Source organism: Acidovorax sp. GW821-FHT10E03 (assembly GCF_059415205.1).
In genome coordinates, this window is sequence record NZ_JBWKMU010000002.1 from 276,039 (window position 1) to 293,251 (window position 17,213).

At 65.3% G+C, this 17,213-nt stretch carries 17 protein-coding genes; 7 read left to right on the forward strand and 10 right to left on the reverse strand.

Annotation, left to right across the window (positions count from 1 at the left end; genetic code table 11):
* Nucleotides 1-88: 88 nt before the first annotated feature.
* From thrC to AC07OD_RS04440, 4 genes are all read right to left on the reverse strand, one after another.
* The gene (gene thrC / locus AC07OD_RS04425) at nucleotides 89-1,528 is read right to left on the reverse strand and encodes a threonine synthase (protein ID WP_494595333.1); all 1,440 of its coding nucleotides are present in this window, start codon (nucleotides 1,526-1,528) and stop codon (nucleotides 89-91) included.
* The gene (locus AC07OD_RS04430; protein WP_218295817.1) at nucleotides 1,528-2,862 is read right to left on the reverse strand and encodes a homoserine dehydrogenase; all 1,335 of its coding nucleotides are present in this window, start codon (nucleotides 2,860-2,862) and stop codon (nucleotides 1,528-1,530) included. The genes thrC and AC07OD_RS04430 overlap by 1 nt, the downstream gene beginning before the upstream one ends.
* 68 nt (nucleotides 2,863-2,930) lie before the next feature.
* Entirely contained in the window at nucleotides 2,931-3,953 is a 1,023-nt protein-coding gene (locus AC07OD_RS04435) for a DUF1176 domain-containing protein (protein WP_494595335.1), read from the reverse strand.
* A 31-nt stretch (nucleotides 3,954-3,984) separates the two neighbouring features.
* On the reverse strand, nucleotides 3,985-5,226 hold the full coding sequence (locus tag AC07OD_RS04440) for a pyridoxal phosphate-dependent aminotransferase (protein WP_494595337.1): 1,242 nt from the start codon (nucleotides 5,224-5,226) through the stop codon (nucleotides 3,985-3,987).
* 150 nt (nucleotides 5,227-5,376) lie between these two features.
* On the opposite strand from AC07OD_RS04440, the gene AC07OD_RS04445 reads away from it, so the two are divergent.
* From AC07OD_RS04445 to AC07OD_RS04460, 4 genes are all read left to right on the forward strand, one after another.
* Nucleotides 5,377-5,748 (forward strand): Mth938-like domain-containing protein, encoded by a 372-nt coding sequence (locus AC07OD_RS04445; RefSeq protein WP_218295551.1) that lies wholly within the window; start codon nucleotides 5,377-5,379, stop codon nucleotides 5,746-5,748.
* Nucleotides 5,749-5,984: 236 nt separating this feature from the next.
* Nucleotides 5,985-6,470, forward strand: a complete 486-nt coding sequence (locus AC07OD_RS04450) for a peroxiredoxin (RefSeq protein WP_184858228.1) — start codon at nucleotides 5,985-5,987, stop codon at nucleotides 6,468-6,470.
* Between the two features lie 190 nt (nucleotides 6,471-6,660).
* Nucleotides 6,661-8,418, forward strand: a complete 1,758-nt coding sequence (locus AC07OD_RS04455) for a PhoH family protein (protein ID WP_218340131.1) — start codon at nucleotides 6,661-6,663, stop codon at nucleotides 8,416-8,418.
* 1 nt (nucleotide 8,419) lies between these two features.
* Nucleotides 8,420-8,806 (forward strand): hypothetical protein, encoded by a 387-nt coding sequence (locus AC07OD_RS04460; protein ID WP_492244118.1) that lies wholly within the window; start codon nucleotides 8,420-8,422, stop codon nucleotides 8,804-8,806.
* A 127-nt stretch (nucleotides 8,807-8,933) separates the two neighbouring features.
* On the opposite strand, the gene dnaB is transcribed toward AC07OD_RS04460, so the two are convergent.
* The 5 genes from dnaB to rpsF all read right to left on the reverse strand — a co-directional run bounded on the left by dnaB (nucleotide 8,934) and on the right by rpsF (nucleotide 12,055).
* On the reverse strand, nucleotides 8,934-10,346 hold the full coding sequence (gene dnaB, locus AC07OD_RS04465) for a replicative DNA helicase (RefSeq protein WP_218295554.1): 1,413 nt from the start codon (nucleotides 10,344-10,346) through the stop codon (nucleotides 8,934-8,936).
* 249 nt (nucleotides 10,347-10,595) lie between these two features.
* Nucleotides 10,596-11,048: a 50S ribosomal protein L9 gene (rplI, locus tag AC07OD_RS04470; RefSeq protein ID WP_218295555.1), complete on the reverse strand. Its 453-nt coding sequence runs from the start codon at nucleotides 11,046-11,048 to the stop codon at nucleotides 10,596-10,598.
* A gap of 12 nt (nucleotides 11,049-11,060) precedes the next feature.
* The gene (gene rpsR / locus AC07OD_RS04475) at nucleotides 11,061-11,342 is read right to left on the reverse strand and encodes a 30S ribosomal protein S18 (RefSeq protein ID WP_005795932.1); all 282 of its coding nucleotides are present in this window, start codon (nucleotides 11,340-11,342) and stop codon (nucleotides 11,061-11,063) included.
* Between the two features lie 17 nt (nucleotides 11,343-11,359).
* Nucleotides 11,360-11,650, reverse strand: coding sequence for a primosomal replication protein N (priB, locus tag AC07OD_RS04480; protein ID WP_492244119.1), 291 nt, complete (start codon nucleotides 11,648-11,650; stop codon nucleotides 11,360-11,362).
* A 15-nt stretch (nucleotides 11,651-11,665) separates the two neighbouring features.
* Nucleotides 11,666-12,055, reverse strand: coding sequence for a 30S ribosomal protein S6 (gene rpsF / locus AC07OD_RS04485; RefSeq protein WP_094285575.1), 390 nt, complete (start codon nucleotides 12,053-12,055; stop codon nucleotides 11,666-11,668).
* Between the two features lie 309 nt (nucleotides 12,056-12,364).
* Here rpsF and grpE point away from each other — a divergent pair, with 309 nt between their 5' ends.
* The 3 genes from grpE to dnaJ all read left to right on the forward strand — a co-directional run bounded on the left by grpE (nucleotide 12,365) and on the right by dnaJ (nucleotide 16,201).
* Entirely contained in the window at nucleotides 12,365-12,916 is a 552-nt protein-coding gene (gene grpE / locus AC07OD_RS04490) for a nucleotide exchange factor GrpE (RefSeq protein WP_218340129.1), read from the forward strand.
* A gap of 94 nt (nucleotides 12,917-13,010) precedes the next feature.
* Nucleotides 13,011-14,966 (forward strand): molecular chaperone DnaK, encoded by a 1,956-nt coding sequence (gene dnaK / locus AC07OD_RS04495; RefSeq protein WP_218295558.1) that lies wholly within the window; start codon nucleotides 13,011-13,013, stop codon nucleotides 14,964-14,966.
* An 89-nt stretch (nucleotides 14,967-15,055) separates the two neighbouring features.
* On the forward strand, nucleotides 15,056-16,201 hold the full coding sequence (gene dnaJ / locus AC07OD_RS04500) for a molecular chaperone DnaJ (RefSeq protein ID WP_494595344.1): 1,146 nt from the start codon (nucleotides 15,056-15,058) through the stop codon (nucleotides 16,199-16,201).
* 40 nt (nucleotides 16,202-16,241) lie between these two features.
* On the opposite strand, the gene AC07OD_RS04505 is transcribed toward dnaJ, so the two are convergent.
* On the reverse strand, nucleotides 16,242-17,180 hold the full coding sequence (locus tag AC07OD_RS04505; protein WP_494595346.1) for a lytic transglycosylase domain-containing protein: 939 nt from the start codon (nucleotides 17,178-17,180) through the stop codon (nucleotides 16,242-16,244).
* Nucleotides 17,181-17,213: the final 33 nt, after the last annotated feature.

The following is a 17,213-nucleotide window of genomic DNA, read 5'->3' on the forward strand; positions in this document are numbered from 1 at the left end:
GGGGCATTTTTCATATCAAATCAAGCCATCCAAAGCCGTCCACCGCCTGCGCAGCAGCACAACGTCCCTGGATTGTCTGGCCACCCGCCTACAGGGCTGGCGCGCAGTGGCGCTCGATGTATTGCTTCACCAACTGCACGTTGGCAGGCAGGACATGCACCCGCTTGGGCAGGTCTTCGATGCCCGCGAACTTGGCGGGCCGCTCGGGCGCATGGCCCAGGGCTTCGACGATGGTTTCCGCGAACTTGATAGGCAGCGCGGTCTCCAGCACGATCATGGGCACGCTGGCGTCCTGGTGGTGCTCGCGCGCCACCTTCACGCCGTCGGCCGTGTGGGTGTCGATGGTGACGCCATGGCGCTCATAGTTGTCCTTGATGGTGGCCAGGCGGTCGGCATGGGTGCTCTTGCCGCTTTCAAAGCCGTACTTGGTGGCGGCCTCGGCAAACAGCGGGTCGGCGCTCAAATCGAACCGGCCATATGCGGGCAGTGCTTTGGCAAACAACGCGTTCGTGCGCTGGCCGTTGCGGCCCAGCAGGTCGAAGATGAACCGCTCGAAGTTGCTGGCCTTGCTGATGTCCATCGAGGGGCTCGATGTTTCGTGTGTATCGGCCGCGGCGCGCACGCGATACGCACCAGTGCGGAAGAACTCGTCGAGCACGTCGTTCTCGTTGGTGGCCACCACCAGCTTGTCGATCGGCAGGCCCATCATGCGCGCCACATGGCCGGCGCAGACGTTGCCGAAGTTGCCCGAAGGCACCGTGAAGCTGACCTTCTGGCTGTTGTTCTCCGTGGCCTGGATGTAACCCGCGAAGTAGTACACCACCTGCGCCAGCAGGCGCGCCCAGTTGATGGAGTTGACGGTGCCAATCTTGTACTTGCGCTTGAAGGCCAGGTCGTTCGAGACGGCCTTGACGATGTCCTGGCAGTCGTCGAACACGCCTTCGATGGCGATGTTGTGGATGTTCTCGTCCTGCAGGCTGAACATCTGCGCCTGCTGAAAGGCGCTCATGCGGCCATGCGGGCTGGTCATGAAGACACGCACGCCCTCTTTGCCGCGCATGGCATATTCGGCCGCGCTGCCGGTGTCACCGCTCGTGGCGCCCAGAATGTTCAGCTCTTCGCCGCGGCGCTTGAGTTCATATTCGAAGAGGTTGCCCAGCAACTGCATGGCCATGTCCTTGAAGGCCAGCGTAGGGCCGTTGGACAGGGCTTCGAGCCACAGGCCGTCTTCGAGATGGCGCAGGGGCACGATCTCGCCCGTGCCGAAGACTTCGGCCGTGTACGTCTTGGCGCACAGGGCCTTCAGGTCTGCAGCGGGGATGTCGTCGATGTACAGCGACAGGATCTGGAAGGCCAGCTCGGCGTAGCCCTGCTCGTGGTAGGCCTTGCGCAGGCGCGTGAGCATGGCGTCGTTGACCTGCGGGTAGTGCTCGGGCAGGTACAGGCCGCCATCGGGGGCCAGGCCTTCGAGCAGGATGTCGCAGAAATGCTTGCGGTCGGCATGGCCGCGGGTGGAGATGTACAGCATCAGTTCAGTTCCTCTTTGCGGATGCGCGTGATGGGCGCCAGCACCGTGGGCAGGGCCTGCATCTGGGCGATGACGGCGTCCATGGTGCCTTCGCGGGTGTCGTGCGTGAGGATGATGAGGTCGGTCTGGGTGGAGCCTTCGCCGCCCACTTCATCGGCCTCGCGCTGCAGCACCGCGTCGATGCTCACGCCCGCCTCGGCCAGCAGGCCCGTGACCTTGGCGAGCACGCCGGCCTGGTCGGCCACGCGCAGGCGCAGGTAGTAGCTGGTGACCACTTCGCTCATGGGCAGCACCGGCGACGCGCCCATGGCGTCGGTCAGCGTGTGCGGCTGGAAGGCCAGGTGCGGCACGCGGTGCTCGGGGTCGGCCGTGTGCAGGCGCGCGATGTCCACCAGGTCGGCGATCACGGCGCTGGCGGTGGGCTCGCTGCCCGCACCCTTGCCGTAGTACAGCGTGGTGCCCACGGCATCCCCCTGCACCACCACGGCGTTCATGGCGCCCTCCACGTTGGCGATGAGGCGCTTGGAAGGCACCAGGCTCGGGTGCACGCGCAGTTCGATGCCCTTGTCGGCGCGCTTGGTGATGCCCAGGAGCTTGATGCGGTAGCCCAGTTGCTCGGCGTACCTGATGTCGGCGGCACCGAGCTTGGTGATGCCTTCGACATAAGCCTTGTCGAACTGCACCGGGATGCCGAAGGCGATGGCGCTCATCAGCGTGACCTTGTGCGCAGCGTCCACGCCTTCGATGTCGAAGGTGGGGTCGGCCTCGGCGTAGCCCAGGCGCTGGGCTTCCTTGAGCACCACGTCGAAGTCCAGGCCCTTGCTGCGCATCTCGGACAGGATGAAGTTGGTGGTGCCGTTGATGATGCCCGCGATCCACTGGATGCGGTTGGCGGTGAGGCCTTCGCGCAGCGCCTTGATGATGGGGATGCCACCCGCCACGGCGGCCTCGAAGGCCACCATCACGCCCTTGGCCGATGCGGCCGCGAAGATCTCGGTGCCGTGCACGGCCAGCAACGCCTTGTTGGCGGTGACCACGTGCTTGCCGGCCGCGATGGCCTCGAGCACCAGTGCGCGGGCGATGCCATAACCCCCGATGAGCTCGATGACGATGTCGATCTCGGGGTTGGCGATGACGGCGCGGGCATCGTTGACGACCTGGATGCCGGCGCCCACGACCGATCTGGCACGCTCCACGTCCAGATCGGCCACCATGGTGATCTCGATGCCACGGCCAGCGCGGCGGCTGATCTCGTCCTGGTTGCGTTGCAACACGTTGAATACGCCGCTGCCGACGGTGCCGATGCCCAGAAGGCCTACTTGGATGGGTTTCATAGCCATGGTGGTGGAGTAACTAAGGATTTTTTAAAGGAACCAGGAAGCGATGGGGTGCAGCACCAGGATCACCGCGTGACATAGGTGGGCAATTGCCATGCGCCACCGGCAAAGCCACGGCACATGCTGTCTCCGGATTCGCTGGCCAGCACAAAGCCCTGGCCATCGAACTGCCACTGGCGCACCCACCAGCAGTCGCCGATGCCGCGCCCTTTCATCGCCGAATGCACGCTGCCCGTGGCGGGGTCGAAGTCCCCGTCCACATCGGCCAGGAACACTGGCTTGTGGGGAGGCCGGTCGCTGGCGATCCAGAGCAGGCTGCTGAAGTTGTAGGCTCCCATGCCGCAGGGCAAGGACAGCAGCACCTTGCGCTCCGTCAGGCGGTGCACCTGCGCATTGGCCGGGTTGAACGGGTCGCCATTGCACTGGTCTTCCACGCTGGCACGGTCCAGCGCCGCGAGCAGGGGCTTGGCCAGGGCGGCATCCCCCGGGCGCGTGGGCAGCGGGCTCACGGCCTTGACCACCGGGGCCGGCACGGGTGGCAGGACGGAAGACTCGGGCCGCGTGCCACGGCGCACCAGCGCGCCCGGGGTGCCCACGCGGCCCTGGGCCTCGTCCATCTTGAGCAGCACGGCACTGGCCCCGGCGAGCGAGAGCGTCCACTGGTCCTTGCCAGCGCTCACGGTGGCCTCTTCATTCTTGAGCAGTTCCTGCAGCAGGCGGGGCACCTGGTCCGCGGGCACCTGCGGGGCGTCGCCTTTCAGCCCGGCCAGCGACAGCCTGCCCACCTTGAGGTGCAGCGCGGCGGGGCTGGCTTTTTCCGTGGACACCTGCAGATTGGCCCGCACCGGCGTGCCGGGCCCGGCTTCGCGCACCAGGAGGATGGAGACGGGCCCGGAGTCGCCGGACTCGGACTGGTAGCCCACGGCCCGGCAGGCGAGGGTGTTGTCGCATTGCAGGGCCCAGTCCTTGTGCTGGAAGCTGACGGCGCCCTTGCCATCCGCCTGCGCAGGCGGCAGGAATGCGGCGGCGAGCGCCAGCGCATACGCCAGGAACACCCCGGCACGGCAGGCAGCTGAGCGGATGCGCATGGAGCAGGCCTTCACGCGGCGGCGCGCCGCCTCACGCGGCCACCGAAGCCGCCTGCGCGCGCTTGCGGTATTGCTCCAGGAAGCGCGCCACGCGGCCGATGGCGTCGCGCAGGTCGTCTTCGTGGGGCAGGAACACGATGCGGAAATGGTCCGGCGCTGCCCAGTTGAAGCCCGTGCCCTGCACCAGCATGACCTTGGTCTCCTGCAGAAGCTCCAGGAAGAACTGCTGGTCGTCCGCGATGGGATAGACCGCAGGGTCCAGGCGAGGAAACATGTACAGCGCCGCACGCGGCTTCACGCAGGTGACGCCGGGGATGGCGGTGATGAGCTCATACGCCAGATCACGCTGCTTGCGCAGGCGCCCGCCTTCGTTCACCAGCTCGTTGATGCTCTGGTAGCCACCCAACGCCGTCTGCACCGCCCACTGGCCCGGCACGTTGGCGCACAGGCGCATGTTCGAAAGCATGTTCAGGCCCTCGATGTAGTCCCTGGCGGGCTTCTTGTCGCCCGACACCACCAGCCAGCCGGCGCGGTAGCCGCAGGAGCGGTAGCTCTTGGACAGCGAGTTGAAGGTGAGCGTGAGCACGTCCTCGCTCAGCGAGCCAATGGCCGTGTGCTTGGCGCCGTCGTACAGCACCTTGTCGTACACCTCGTCGGCAAAGATCACCAGGCCATGCTCGCGCGCGATGGCCACGATGCCCTTGAGCAGATCGTCCGAATACAGCGCGCCCGTGGGATTGTTCGGGTTGATGACCACGATGCCCTTGGTGCGGGGCGTGATCCTCGCGCGGATGTCATCGAGGTCCGGCATCCAGCCATTGGCCTCGTCGCACAGGTAGTGCACGGGCGTACCGCCCGACAGGCTGGCGGCCGCCGTCCACAGCGGGTAGTCGGGTGACGGCAGCAGCAGCTCGTCGCCGTTGTCCAGCAGCGCATTGGTGGCCATCACGATGAGTTCGCTGGCGCCGTTGCCCAGGTAGATGTCATCGAGCATCACGCCCTTGATGCCCTGCTTTTGCGTCTCGTGCATCACCGCCTTGCGCGCCGCGAAGATGCCCTTGCTGTCCGAGTAACCCGCCGAATTGGGCAGGTTGCGGATCATGTCCAGCTGGATTTCCTCGGGCGCATCGAAGCCGAACACGGCCAGGTTGCCGATGTTGAGCTTGATGATCTTGTGGCCGTCTTCCTCCATCTGCTTGGCCGCGTCCATGATGGGCCCCCGGATGTCGTAGCAGACGTTGGCGAGCTTGGCGGATTTTTGGACGGTTTTCATGCGCTGACGGTGGTGCAGTGGGGTCAGGTGGCGGCCAGAGCGGCTGGCACCTTGGCGAAACCTATAATTTGACCACAGATCACCACCGCTGCCGGGCCGTGCGCCCTTGCGCACCCGCTGCGCCAGCGCCTGCAACCCGCACCAACGCCCATGAAATTCCAGCCCGACCGCTCGAACGCACAGACCATCAGCGGCTACGGCCCCGGCTGGATCGGCATCGACGCGGAAAAGATCACCCACAGCGTCATCGTGGGGTCTGGCGGATTGCGCCAGGCGTGGCCGTGTGCCCGCTTCGAAGACCTGACGCCGGAACACTTCGCGCAGCTGGCGCAACTGGAGACGGAACTCATCATCTTCGGCAGCGGCACGCGCAACCGCTTTCCGCCGCCGGCCTGGCTCGCCCCCCTCATTGCGCGGAGGCTGGGCCTGGAGACCATGGACACGCCCGCGGCCTGCCGCACCTACAACATCCTGGCCAGCGAAGGCCGCAACGTGGTGGCCGCGCTGATCCTGGAAGACTGAAACGCCGCCAGAGGGCAGGCCGCCCGCCGGCGAAGACCCGGCTCCCCAGCCCCGCAGCGCCCCGGCAGCCCCTCCCTCCATACCCGCAGACGCCGACGCGGACACACTGTCTTACATTTGGCTGGCAATCGATTTCGGGGTAAAATCACCGGTTGCGGTCGGGGGCACTTCCAAGAGCAATAACACACCCGCTCCCCCGGCTTACCAACGACTACATCCTGAGAGATTGAAGTGATATGGCGATCGTTGTCAACAAACCCCTCCCTGAATTTGAAGCCAACGCAACCGGTGGTATCAAGGTTTCCAATACCTCCCACCTTGGCCAGATTCTGGTTCTCTACTTCTATCCCAAGGACAACACGCCTGGCTGCACGACGGAGGCCATGCAGTTCCGCGACAAGTACAAGGACTTCGTGAAGGCAGGCGCCGCGGTGTTCGGCGTTTCGCGCGACAACATGAAGTCGCACGACGATTTCAAGGAAAAGCTGGAACTGCCCTTCGAACTGATCGCCGACACCGAAGAGAAGATGTGCCACATGTTCGGCGTGGTCAAGAACAAGATCATGTACGGCAAGAAGGTCAAGGGCATCGAGCGCAGCACCTTCCTGATCGGCCCCGATGGCCTGCTGGTGCAAGAGTGGCGCGGCCTGAAAGTGCCGGGCCACGTGGACGAAGTCCTGAAGGCCGTCAAATCCATCAAGGCCCTGAAAAAAGCCGCCTGATCCGCACCTTGGGGCTTCAAAGCGACAACCCGCTGGTTTTGCCCAAGCAAGACATCGCGAGTAGGCATAATGGATTTATGCCCCTGGTTACCGCAACGCCTGCCCCCTGCCACCCCAAAGCCGCCTTGGTCTCCAGGCGGCTTTTTGCTTTCTGACCGTCTTTCCCATTACCGACCGAGGCCCCGCCACCATGCCCCTGCCCCCCGCCCCCAGCCGGCGCGCCGCACTCCTCGCGCCAGAAGCCTTTGAAGTCGCAGCCCGCCCCCGGGTGTCGCAAGCCTCCGCCAATGAACCCGTTGTGGCGCCACCAGCACGTGCGGCCACACCCGCTGCCCGCTCGGGGCGCAAGGCGGACAGCGTGGCTTCGGCCACGGCCGCACCGAGCACGGCACCCCTTGTCCAGGTGGAGACCCGCTCCCGCGCGCCGGAGCCCGCAGCCGTGCCCGCCTCCCGCCCGACCAGCACCCGCAAGGCACGCACCACCGGCGGCAACTCCGTGGCGGCCGGCGCTGCTGCCGCACCCGCCAGCACGCGCGGCAGAAAGTCCGCGCCGCAAGGTCCCACCAAGCTCTTCGTGCTGGACACCAACGTCCTGCTGCACGACCCGACCAGCCTGTTCCGCTTCGAGGAACACGACATCTTCCTGCCGATGATCGTGCTGGAAGAACTCGACGGCCACAAGAAGGGCATGACCGAAGTGGCCCGCAATGGCCGCCAGGCCAGCCGCACGCTGGATGCGCTGGCAGCCGCACAAGGCGCCGACATCGCGCGCGGCCTGAAACTTGACTCCACGGGGCAGCGCGCGGCCGGCGGCTGCCTGTATTTCCAGACCGCGCCCCTGGACTACAGCCTGCCCACCAGCCTGCCACCGGGCAAGGCCGACAACCAGATCCTGGGCGTGGTCGAGGCCCTGCGCAAGCTGCACGCCCCGCGTGAAGTGGTGCTGGTGTCCAAGGACATCAACATGCGCGTGAAGGCGCGCGCGCTGGGCCTGACGGCGGAGGACTACCAGAACGACAAGACGCTGGAGGACGGCGACCTGCTCTACGCCGGTGTGCTGGCCCTGCCCCCGGACTTCTGGGCCAAGAGCGGCAAGAACGTCGAAAGCTGGCAAAGCGGCGCGCACACCTACTACCGCATCGGCGGGCCCATCGTGCCGCAGCTGATGATCAACCAGTTCGTGTACTTCGAAGCGCCCGGCGAGCCCAGCCTGTTCGCCCGCGTGAGCGAGATCCGCGAGAAGACGGCGGTGCTGCAGACGCTCAAGGACTACGGCTCGGCCAAGCACGCGGTGTGGGGCGTGACCACGCGCAACCGCGAGCAGAACTACGCCATGAACCTGCTCATGGACCCCGAGATCGACTTCGTGACCCTGACGGGCACGGCGGGCACCGGCAAGACCCTGCTGGCCCTGGCCGCGGGCCTGACCCAGGTGCTGGACGACCGCCGCTACACCGAGATCATCATGACCCGCGCCACGGTGAGCGTGGGCGAGGACATCGGCTTCCTGCCCGGCACCGAGGAGGAAAAGATGGGCCCCTGGATGGGCGCGCTGGACGACAACCTGGAGTTCCTGGCCAAGGGCGACGGCGGCAATGCGGGCGAGTGGGGCCGCGCCGCCACCAACGAACTCATCCGCAGCCGCATCAAGATCAAGAGCATGAACTTCATGCGCGGGCGCACCTTCCTGAACAAGTACGTGATCATCGACGAGGCACAGAACCTGACGCCCAAGCAGATGAAGACGCTGATCACCCGGGCCGGCCCCGGCACCAAGATCATCTGCATGGGCAATCTGGCGCAGATCGACACGCCCTACCTCACCGAAGGCTCGTCAGGCCTGACCTACGCCGTGGACCGCTTCAAGGGCTGGCCACACAGCGGGCACATCACGCTGGCGCGCGGCGAGCGCTCGCGCCTGGCGGACTTCGCCAGCGAGGTGCTCTGAGTTGGCGGCGGGCTGGGTCGCGGCACTGAAACTGGTGCCCTGGGGCGACGTCATCGAGGCGACGCCCCAGATCCTGCAGGCGGCCAGGAAGCTGCTGGGCACCACGCAAAAAGGGAATGCCGATGCTGCGGCAGGTGCACTCGAGGGTGCCGGCGGCGAGCCCGCCATTCCGGTCGCGCTGCAGTTGCAGCATCTGCGGGACCGCGTCGCGCGGCTGGAGCAGGAGCAGCAGGAATCAGCGGTGCTGATCCAGTCCCTGGCCGAACAGAACGCCCAGGTGGTGCAGGCGGTGGAAGTGCTGCGCCAGCGCCACCGGCGGCTCACGGTGGCCATGGGTGTTCTGGCGGCCGGCTGCGCTGGCTTGCTGGTGTGGGCGCTGCGACAGTAAGGGCAACCACCACACAACGTCAGCAGCCACGCAGGCGTTGCACAGTCCCCTCACCCGGGCACTGAGAGAACGCTATCAATTCAATAGCTGCCAGCGCTTATACAACAAGCGCTGGCAGCTATTTTTATTAGAAATCGTCGCCCGAGCCCATCGCCAGGTTCTCGAAACGCGTCTGGTTCTTCTGGAAGAACAGTTTCACGGTGCCGGTGGGGCCGTTCCGCTGCTTGCCGATGATGACCTCCGCGACGTTGGGCTCCTTCGAGTCCTTGTTGTAGTAGTCGTCGCGGTAGATGAACATGATGATGTCGGCATCCTGCTCGATGGCGCCGGATTCGCGCAGGTCGGACATCATGGGGCGTTTGTCGGTGCGCTGCTCCACCGAGCGGTTGAGCTGCGACAGCGCGATCACCGGGCACTGCAGTTCCTTGGCCAGCATCTTGAGGCCCCGGGAGATTTCGCCCAGCTCGGTGGCACGGTTGTCGGAGCTGCCGGCCCCCGAGCCGCTCATGAGCTGCAGGTAATCCACCACGATCAGTCCGAGCTTGCCGCATTGGCGCGCGAGGCGCCGGGCGTTCGCGCGCAGCTCGCCAGGTGTCAGGCCCGGCGTCTCGTCGATGTGCAGCGACACGGTGCGCAGCTTTTCGATCGCCTCGGTCAGGCGGGGCCACTCGTCGTCGGTCAGCTTGCCCGTGCGCAGGTTGCCCTGGTTCACGCGGCCGATGGAACCCACGATACGCACCGCCAGCTGGGCGGCGCCCATTTCCATCGAGAAGATGGCGACCGGCAGGCCTTCGTTGAGCGCCACGTGCTCGGCGATGTTCACCGCGAACGAGGTCTTGCCCATGGACGGACGCGCCGCCAGCACCACCATGTCGCCCGCCTGCAGGCCCGAGGTCATGCGGTCCAGGTCGGCAAAGCCGGTGGGAACGCCGGTCACGTCCACCGGGTTGTCCGCCATCTCCTGCACCCGGTCGAGCAGGTCGATCACCAGGGTGTCGAGCGACTGGAAGCCCTGCTTGGTGCGGGAACCCTCCTCCCCGATCGCAAAGATCTTGGCCTCGGCCTCGTCCAGGATGCGCTCGACCGTCTTGCCCTGCGGGTTGAACGCATTGGTGGAGATTTCATCGCTGGCCGTGACCAGCTTGCGCAGGATGGCGCGCTCGCGCACGATCTCCGCATAGCGGCGGATGTTGCTGGCGCTGGGTACGTACTGGGCCAGGTTGTTCAGGTAGGCCAGCCCGCCCATTTCCTGCGCCTTGCCCTGGTTCTGCAGGTGCTCGAAGACGGTGATGACGTCGGCCGGCTTGCTGGCATTGATCAGCGCACCGATGGCCGAATACACCATCTGGTGCTCGTGCCGGTAGAAGTGGCTCTCCACCAGCAGGTCGCCCACGCGGTCCCAGGCGTTGTTGTCCAGCAGCAGGCCGCCGAGCACGCTGGATTCGGCCTCGATGGAGTGCGGCGGCACGCGCAGCTGCGCCACTTCACGGTCGGGCACGGGCGTGAAGCCATCATCAAGGGCAGGAAAGACGGCGGACATGGGCAACAGTTTCTTGAAAGCGGAAAGGGATGCGTCGACGGCCGGCTGGGCGCGTGGTCTGGCGGCAAACCGCAGCGCACGGCAAGCCTTGCATGCTAGCGTGTGCACGGCGCGCCGTCATGGCACAAGTCTGTGGATAACGGGTGGGCAGCCGGTGGGCAAGCCTGTATGGCGCAGTGGGGCCAAAAAAACAAAGGCCGCCCGAAGGCGGCCTTGCGACATTCCAGCTCCAGGGCCGGAAATGGCCGATCAGGCGGTTTCGCCGTAGACCGACACGGTCACTTCCACCACCACATCGGTGTGCAGAGCAACGTTCACGGTGCTTTCGCTCACGACCTTGATAGGGCCGTTGGGCAGGCGGATCTGCGACTTCGCGACCTTGTAGCCTTGCTTGTTCAGCTCTTCGGCGATGTCGTGGTTGGTCACGGAACCAAACAGACGGCCGTCCACGCCAGCCTTTTGCGTCAGCTTGACGGTGGTGCCAGCCAGCTTCTCGCCTTGGGCCTGGGCTTCTGCCAGCTTGGCGGCAGCTGCCTTTTCGAGTTCAGCGCGCTTGGCTTCGAATTCTGCCTTGGCAGCTTCGGTGGCACGGCGGGCGCGGCCAGCGGGGATCAGGAAGTTGCGGGCGTAGCCGTCCTTGACCTTGACGATTTCGCCGAGGTTGCCGAGGTTCACAACCTTGTCGAGCAGGATGATTTGCATGGGTTGTGCTCCTTAGATCTTGTGCTGGTCGCTGTAAGGCACCAGGGCCAGGAAGCGGGCGCGCTTGATGGCGGTGTTCAGCTGACGCTGGAAGATGGCGCGCGTGCCGGTCAGGCGCGCGGGGATGATCTTGCCGTTTTCGGCGATGAAATCGCGCAGCGTGTCGACATCCTTGTAGTCGATTTCTTCAACACCCGTCACCGTGAAGCGGCAAAAGCGCTTGCGCTTGAACAGCAGGGACTGGGTGTTGCGCTTTGGGCGCTTGTCTTTGTTGAACTTCTTGAACGTGGCCATTGCGGACCCCTTGCAAATTAATTTTGTTGAATATCCTGGATGTGGAGCACTGCGTTCTTGCCATTGCGCGGTGTGGCGAGGAATCCATTGAAAGTCCAGAGACTTCCGATGTTCTGCCTTGCCAGGCGCTCGGCCATCGCACCAAAGGCGACGGCTTTCATGGTGGCCTTGACCTCGCGGGGATGGCCTGCTTCGGTTTGCTGGGACTCGTGTTCGAGCCGCAGGGCGATGGCAGGCAATCCGGCAGGCGTGTAGCGCAAGGGTTCAGCCTCTGCGATACAGGCGGTCAAGACAACGCGGTTCTCCACTCCAACGAGGAAGGATCAGCGCTCGCCGCGCTCGCCGCCGGCCGCTGCGTATTCAGCTTGGCTGGCCTTGCGGGCTTCTTCGCGCTCGACGGTCTTCATCATGGAAGACGGACCGGTATCGGCCTTCTTCTTCTGAACCGTCAGGTGGCGCAGCACGGCGTCGTTGAACTTGAAGGCGTGCTCCAGTTCAGCCATCACGGCCTGGTCGGCTTCGATGTTCACGCACAGGTAGTGGGCCTTGGCCAGCTTGTTGATCAGGTACGCCAGTTGACGGCGGCCCCAGTCTTCCACGCGATGCACCTTGCCACCGCCAGCGGTGATCATGCCCTTGTAGCGCTCCAGCATGGCTGGAACCTGTTCGCTTTGATCCGGATGGATCAACAAAATGATTTCGTAATGACGCATGCATACTCCTTTTGGGTAAGACCACCTGCTGCGTCGTGAGCAGTGTGGCAAGGCAAAGCCGGCAATTATAGCCCGCTCCTGGCCGCTTGTACACTCAGGAGCTTTCCAAGAGCGGCATCCCTCCCGAAAATGCGGCCTTGTCGCGCCCTGGCCCTTGCAAATCCGCCGGGCGGGACGACATGCTTTACAGCAAAACACGCCGGGCATGGGCCCACAGCCACATGCCCCTTCGCCAGACCTTGAAATGCGCGGGCATGTCCCCACCTCCCGCGCGTACTACTGTTTGTTTATCCACTTTTAGACCACGACATGTCAGACACCAGCCAACCCATCCCCCCACAGAGCGCCCCCGCCCCCGAAGAAGTTGAAGCCGCCATGGCAGCCCACGCCTCCGACGAGCTGGCGCGGCTGCAGGGCGAGCTGGCCGAACTCAAGGCCAAGAGCGCTGACCTGGCCGACCAGTTCCTGCGTGCCAAGGCCGAGGCCGAGAACGCCCGCCGCCGCGCCGAAGACGAGGTCTCCAAGGCGCGGAAATTCGGCATCGAGAGCTTTGCCGAAAGCCTGCTGCCCGTGGCCGACAGCCTGGATGCCGCGCTGGCCATCAAGGAAGCCACGCCCCAGCAGCTGCGCGAGGGCGCCGACGCCACCCTGCGCCAGCTGACCTCGGCCCTGGAGCGCAACAAGGTGCTGGCCATCAACCCTGCCGCCGGCGCCAAGTTCGACCCCCACCAGCACCAAGCCATCAGCGTGGTGCCTGCCGAGCAGGAAGCCAATACCGTCGTGGCCGTGCTGCAAAAGGGCTACGTGATCGCCGAGCGCGTGCTGCGCCCGGCGCTTGTCACCGTCACGGCCCCGAAGTAAATCCTCAAATAAATCAGCACGGATGACTTGAACCCCCACGAGTTATCCACAAGTTACTAGCCATCCAAACCATTCCAGCATTCGGAGAAAAATCATGGGAAGAATCATCGGCATTGACCTCGGTACCACCAACAGCTGCGTGTCCATCATGGAAGGCAACACGACGCGCGTGATCGAGAACAGCGAAGGCGCGCGGACCACGCCCTCCATCGTGGCCTACCAGGAAGACGGCGAGATCCTCGTCGGCGCCTCGGCCAAGCGCCAGGCCGTGACCAACCCCAAGAACACGCTGTACGCCGTCAAGCGCCTGATCGGCCGCAAGTTCACCGAGAAGGAAGTGCAAAAGGACATCGACCTGATGCCCTACAAGATTGTGGCCGCCGACAACGGCGACGCCTGGATCGAAGTGCGCGGCAACAAGCTGTCGGCCCAGCAGGTGTCCGCCGACATCCTGCGCAAGATGAAGAAGACGGCCGAGGACTACCTGGGCGAGCCCGTGACGGAAGCCGTCATCACCGTGCCCGCGTACTTCAACGACGCACAGCGCCAGGCCACCAAGGACGCCGGCCGCATCGCCGGCCTGGACGTCAAGCGCATCATCAACGAGCCCACCGCCGCGGCACTGGCCTTCGGCCTGGACAAGCAGGAAAAGGGCGACCGCAAGATCGCGGTGTATGACCTGGGTGGCGGCACGTTCGACGTGTCCATCATCGAAATCGCCGACGTGGACGGCGAAAAGCAGTTCGAAGTGCTGTCGACCAACGGCGACACCTTCCTGGGCGGAGAAGACTTCGACCAGCGCATCATCGACTACATCATTGACGAGTTCAAGAAGGAGTCGGGCGTCAATCTCAAGAACGACGTTCTGGCCCTGCAGCGCCTGAAGGAAGCGGCCGAGAAGGCCAAGATCGAGCTGTCGAACTCGGCCTCGACCGACATCAACCTGCCCTACGTGACCGCCGATGCCTCGGGCCCGAAGCACCTGAACATCAAGCTCACGCGCTCCAAGCTCGAAGCACTGGTGGAAGAGCTGATCGAGCGCACCATTGCGCCTTGCCGCATGGCGATCAAGGACGCCGGCGTGTCGGTCTCCGACATCCATGACGTGATCCTGGTGGGCGGCATGACGCGCATGCCCAAGGTGCAGGAGAAGGTCAAGGAATTCTTCGGCAAGGAACCCCGCAAGGACGTGAACCCCGACGAAGCCGTGGCCGTGGGCGCCGCCATCCAGGGCCAGGTGCTCTCGGGCGACCGCAAGGACGTGCTGCTGCTGGACGTGACGCCACTGTCGCTGGGCATCGAGACGCTGGGCGGCGTGATGACCAAGATGATCACGAAGAACACGACCATCCCGACGAAGTTCGCGCAGACCTTCTCGACGGCTGACGACAACCAGCCCGCCGTGACCATCAAGGTCTACCAGGGCGAGCGTGAGATGGCCACAGGCAACAAGCTGCTGGGCGAGTTCAATCTGGAAGGCATTCCACCCGCATCGCGCGGCGTGCCGCAGATCGAGGTGTCGTTCGACATCGACGCCAACGGCATCCTGCACGTGGGCGCCAAGGACAAGGGCACGGGCAAGGAAAACAAGATCACCATCAAGGCCAACTCCGGCCTGTCGGAAGAAGAAATCCAGCAGATGGTGAAGGACGCCGAGCTCAACGCCGCCGACGACAAGAAGAAGCTGGAGCTGGTGCAGGCCCGCAACCAGGGCGAGGCCGCCGTGCACAGCGTGAACAAGAGCCTGGCCGAACACGGCGACAAGCTCGACGCAGGCGAGAAGGACGCGATCACCGCCGCCGTGAAGGCGCTGGAAGAAGTCCTCAAGGGCGAGGACAAGGCCGCGATTGACGAAAAGACCACGGCCCTGATGGCCGCCAGCCAGAAGCTGGGCGAGAAGATGTATGCCGACGCACAGGCAGCGCAGGCGGCAGCCGGCGCCGGTGCGGGCGACGCATCGGGTGGTCAGCAGGCATCGTCCTCCTCCAGCAGCAAGCCCGACGACGACAACGTGGTCGATGCCGAGGTGAAGGAAGTCAAGAAGGGCTGAACACGCCCCGTTTGACCCGAGCCGCCGCGCGAGTTTCCTGACAGGGGGGCTTGCGCGGCGTTCCTGTTCCAACCGGGCTCAGAAAGACCATGTCCAAACGAGACTTTTACGAAATCCTGGGCGTTCCCAAGAACGCCTCGGACGAAGAAATCAAGAAGGCCTATCGCAAGCTGGCGATGAAGCACCACCCTGACCGCAACCAGGGGGATGCGGCCAAGCCTGCCGAAGAGAAATTCAAGGAGGCCAAGGAGGCCTACGAGATGCTCTCCGACCCGCAAAAGCGGGCCGCGTATGACCAGTACGGCCATGCCGGGGTGGACCCCAACATGCGCGGCCCCGGGGGCCCGGGCGCGGAAGGCTTCGGCGGGTTCGCCGAGGCCTTCGGCGACATCTTCGGCGACATGTTCGGCCAGCAGGGCGGGCGTGGGCGCAGTGCTGGCGGACGCCAGGTGTACCGGGGCAGCGACCTCAGCTACGCCATGGAGATCACCCTGGAAGAGGCCGCACGCGGCAAGGATGCGCAGATCCGCATCCCCTCGTGGGAGAGCTGCGACACCTGCCACGGCAGCGGCGCCAAGCCCGGCACCAGCGCCAAGACCTGCGGCACCTGCCAGGGTGCGGGCACGGTGCAGATGCGCCAGGGCTTCTTCAGCGTGCAGCAGACCTGCCCGCACTGCCGCGGCACGGGCAAGATCATTCCCGAACCCTGCACCACCTGCCACGGCCAGGGCAAGCTCAAGAAGCAAAAGACGCTGGAAGTGAAGATCCCCGCCGGCATCGACGACGGCATGCGCATCCGCAGCACGGGCAACGGCGAACCGGGCACCAACGGCGGCCCGCCCGGCGACCTGTACATCGAGATCCGCCTGAAGAAGCACGACATCTTCGAGCGCGACGGCGACGACCTGCACTGCCAGGTGCCCGTGAGCTTCATCACGGCGGCGCTGGGCGGCGAGATCGAGGTGCCCACGCTCGCGGGCAAGGCGGCCATCGACATCCCTGAAGGCACCCAGGCCGGCAAGCAGTTCCGCCTGCGCGGCAAGGGCATCAAGGGCGTGCGCGCCAGCTACCCCGGCGACCTGTACTGCCACATCGCGGTGGAAACGCCGGTCAAGCTCACCGAGCACCAGCGCAAGCTGTTGCGCGAGCTGGAAGACTCCCTCAAGAAGGGTGGCGCCCGCCACTCGCCCAGCGGCGAGAGCTGGACGGACCGGCTGAAGAACTTCTTCAGCTGATCCGGGCGCCAGCGCCTGCCAAAAACCGCCTGCGGCCTATCTACGGCCCAGGCGGTTTTTTTGCGCGCGCCGACGCCAGCGATGCCGGGCCGGCCACAGGCCGCTCGTGCTGCTCAGAGCGGTAAAAACCCAGGATGCGGCGCACGTACTCGCGGGTCTCCGCATAGGGAGGAACACCGCCGTGGCGCTCCACGGCCTTTTCGCCAGCGTTGTAGGCGGCCGATGTCAGGGCGACATCGCCGGCAAAACGGTCCAGCAGCCAGCGCAGATAGGCCAGCCCGCCCCGCACGTTCTGCTCGGGGCTCCAGGCGTCCCGGACGCCAAAACGCTCCGCCGTCTCCGGAATCAGCTGCATCAGCCCCTGCGCATTGCGGGGCGACAGCGCACGGGCCTGGAAGTTGGACTCCGACCGCACGATGGCCAGCGCCAGCCGTGGGTCCACGTCGAAGCGGGGCGCGAGCCGCTGCACCAGTTCCGCGTGGCGGCGCTTGTCGTCCGGCAGGTTGCTCACGTAGCGGTCCACCACCTCCTGCGGCACCACCTCCTGGGCGGAGTCCCTGACCTCCAGCCGAGGGGCCTCACCCGTGGTGAGGCAGTCGGGGAGGTGGTCGCCGGGCACCATGCCCTGCGCCAGGCTGCGGGCCTTCTCATGCCCACGCTGGGCGGCCATGGCGAGCAGGGTGGCCGCCGCCGCGGGATCGGGCATCACGTCACGTCCATGCAGCAACAGGCGGCCCAGGCGGTACTGCGCCTCCACGCTGCCATAGCGCGCCGCGTCGCAATACCGCGAGGCAGCGCGGTGCGGCTGGCGCCGCACCTCCGCGTCGTAGCCCTCTTCCAGCCAGCGCGACAGCACGGGGGGCTCGTCGGCCCACTCGGGCGGCTCGTCCGGCACCTGCGCGTGCACACCCGTGCCCGCGGCGATCAGGACCGCCGCCAGCACGGGACCGTGCGCTGGAGGGGAAAACCAGGGTTGCATGCCAGAACCCGCCTGCGGAGACAACCGCCCAAA

Coding starts and splice junctions, on each gene's coding strand:
- AC07OD_RS04455 (WP_218340131.1), top strand. CDS start 6,661: ATGCCCCTGCCCCCCGCCCCCAGCCGGCGCGCCGCACTCCTCGCGCCA.
- AC07OD_RS04450 (WP_184858228.1), top strand. CDS start 5,985: ATGGCGATCGTTGTCAACAAACCCCTCCCTGAATTTGAAGCCAACGCA.
- AC07OD_RS04440 (WP_494595337.1), bottom strand. CDS start 5,226: ATGAAAACCGTCCAAAAATCCGCCAAGCTCGCCAACGTCTGCTACGAC.
- AC07OD_RS04445 (WP_218295551.1), top strand. CDS start 5,377: ATGAAATTCCAGCCCGACCGCTCGAACGCACAGACCATCAGCGGCTAC.
- dnaJ (WP_494595344.1), top strand. CDS start 15,056: ATGTCCAAACGAGACTTTTACGAAATCCTGGGCGTTCCCAAGAACGCC.
- dnaB (WP_218295554.1), bottom strand. CDS start 10,346: ATGTCCGCCGTCTTTCCTGCCCTTGATGATGGCTTCACGCCCGTGCCC.
- rpsR (WP_005795932.1), bottom strand. CDS start 11,342: ATGGCCACGTTCAAGAAGTTCAACAAAGACAAGCGCCCAAAGCGCAAC.
- thrC (WP_494595333.1), bottom strand. CDS start 1,528: ATGCTGTACATCTCCACCCGCGGCCATGCCGACCGCAAGCATTTCTGC.
- AC07OD_RS04430 (WP_218295817.1), bottom strand. CDS start 2,862: ATGAAACCCATCCAAGTAGGCCTTCTGGGCATCGGCACCGTCGGCAGC.
- rplI (WP_218295555.1), bottom strand. CDS start 11,048: ATGCAAATCATCCTGCTCGACAAGGTTGTGAACCTCGGCAACCTCGGC.
- dnaK (WP_218295558.1), top strand. CDS start 13,011: ATGGGAAGAATCATCGGCATTGACCTCGGTACCACCAACAGCTGCGTG.
- rpsF (WP_094285575.1), bottom strand. CDS start 12,055: ATGCGTCATTACGAAATCATTTTGTTGATCCATCCGGATCAAAGCGAA.
- AC07OD_RS04435 (WP_494595335.1), bottom strand. CDS start 3,953: ATGCGCATCCGCTCAGCTGCCTGCCGTGCCGGGGTGTTCCTGGCGTAT.
- AC07OD_RS04505 (WP_494595346.1), bottom strand. CDS start 17,180: ATGCAACCCTGGTTTTCCCCTCCAGCGCACGGTCCCGTGCTGGCGGCG.
- grpE (WP_218340129.1), top strand. CDS start 12,365: ATGTCAGACACCAGCCAACCCATCCCCCCACAGAGCGCCCCCGCCCCC.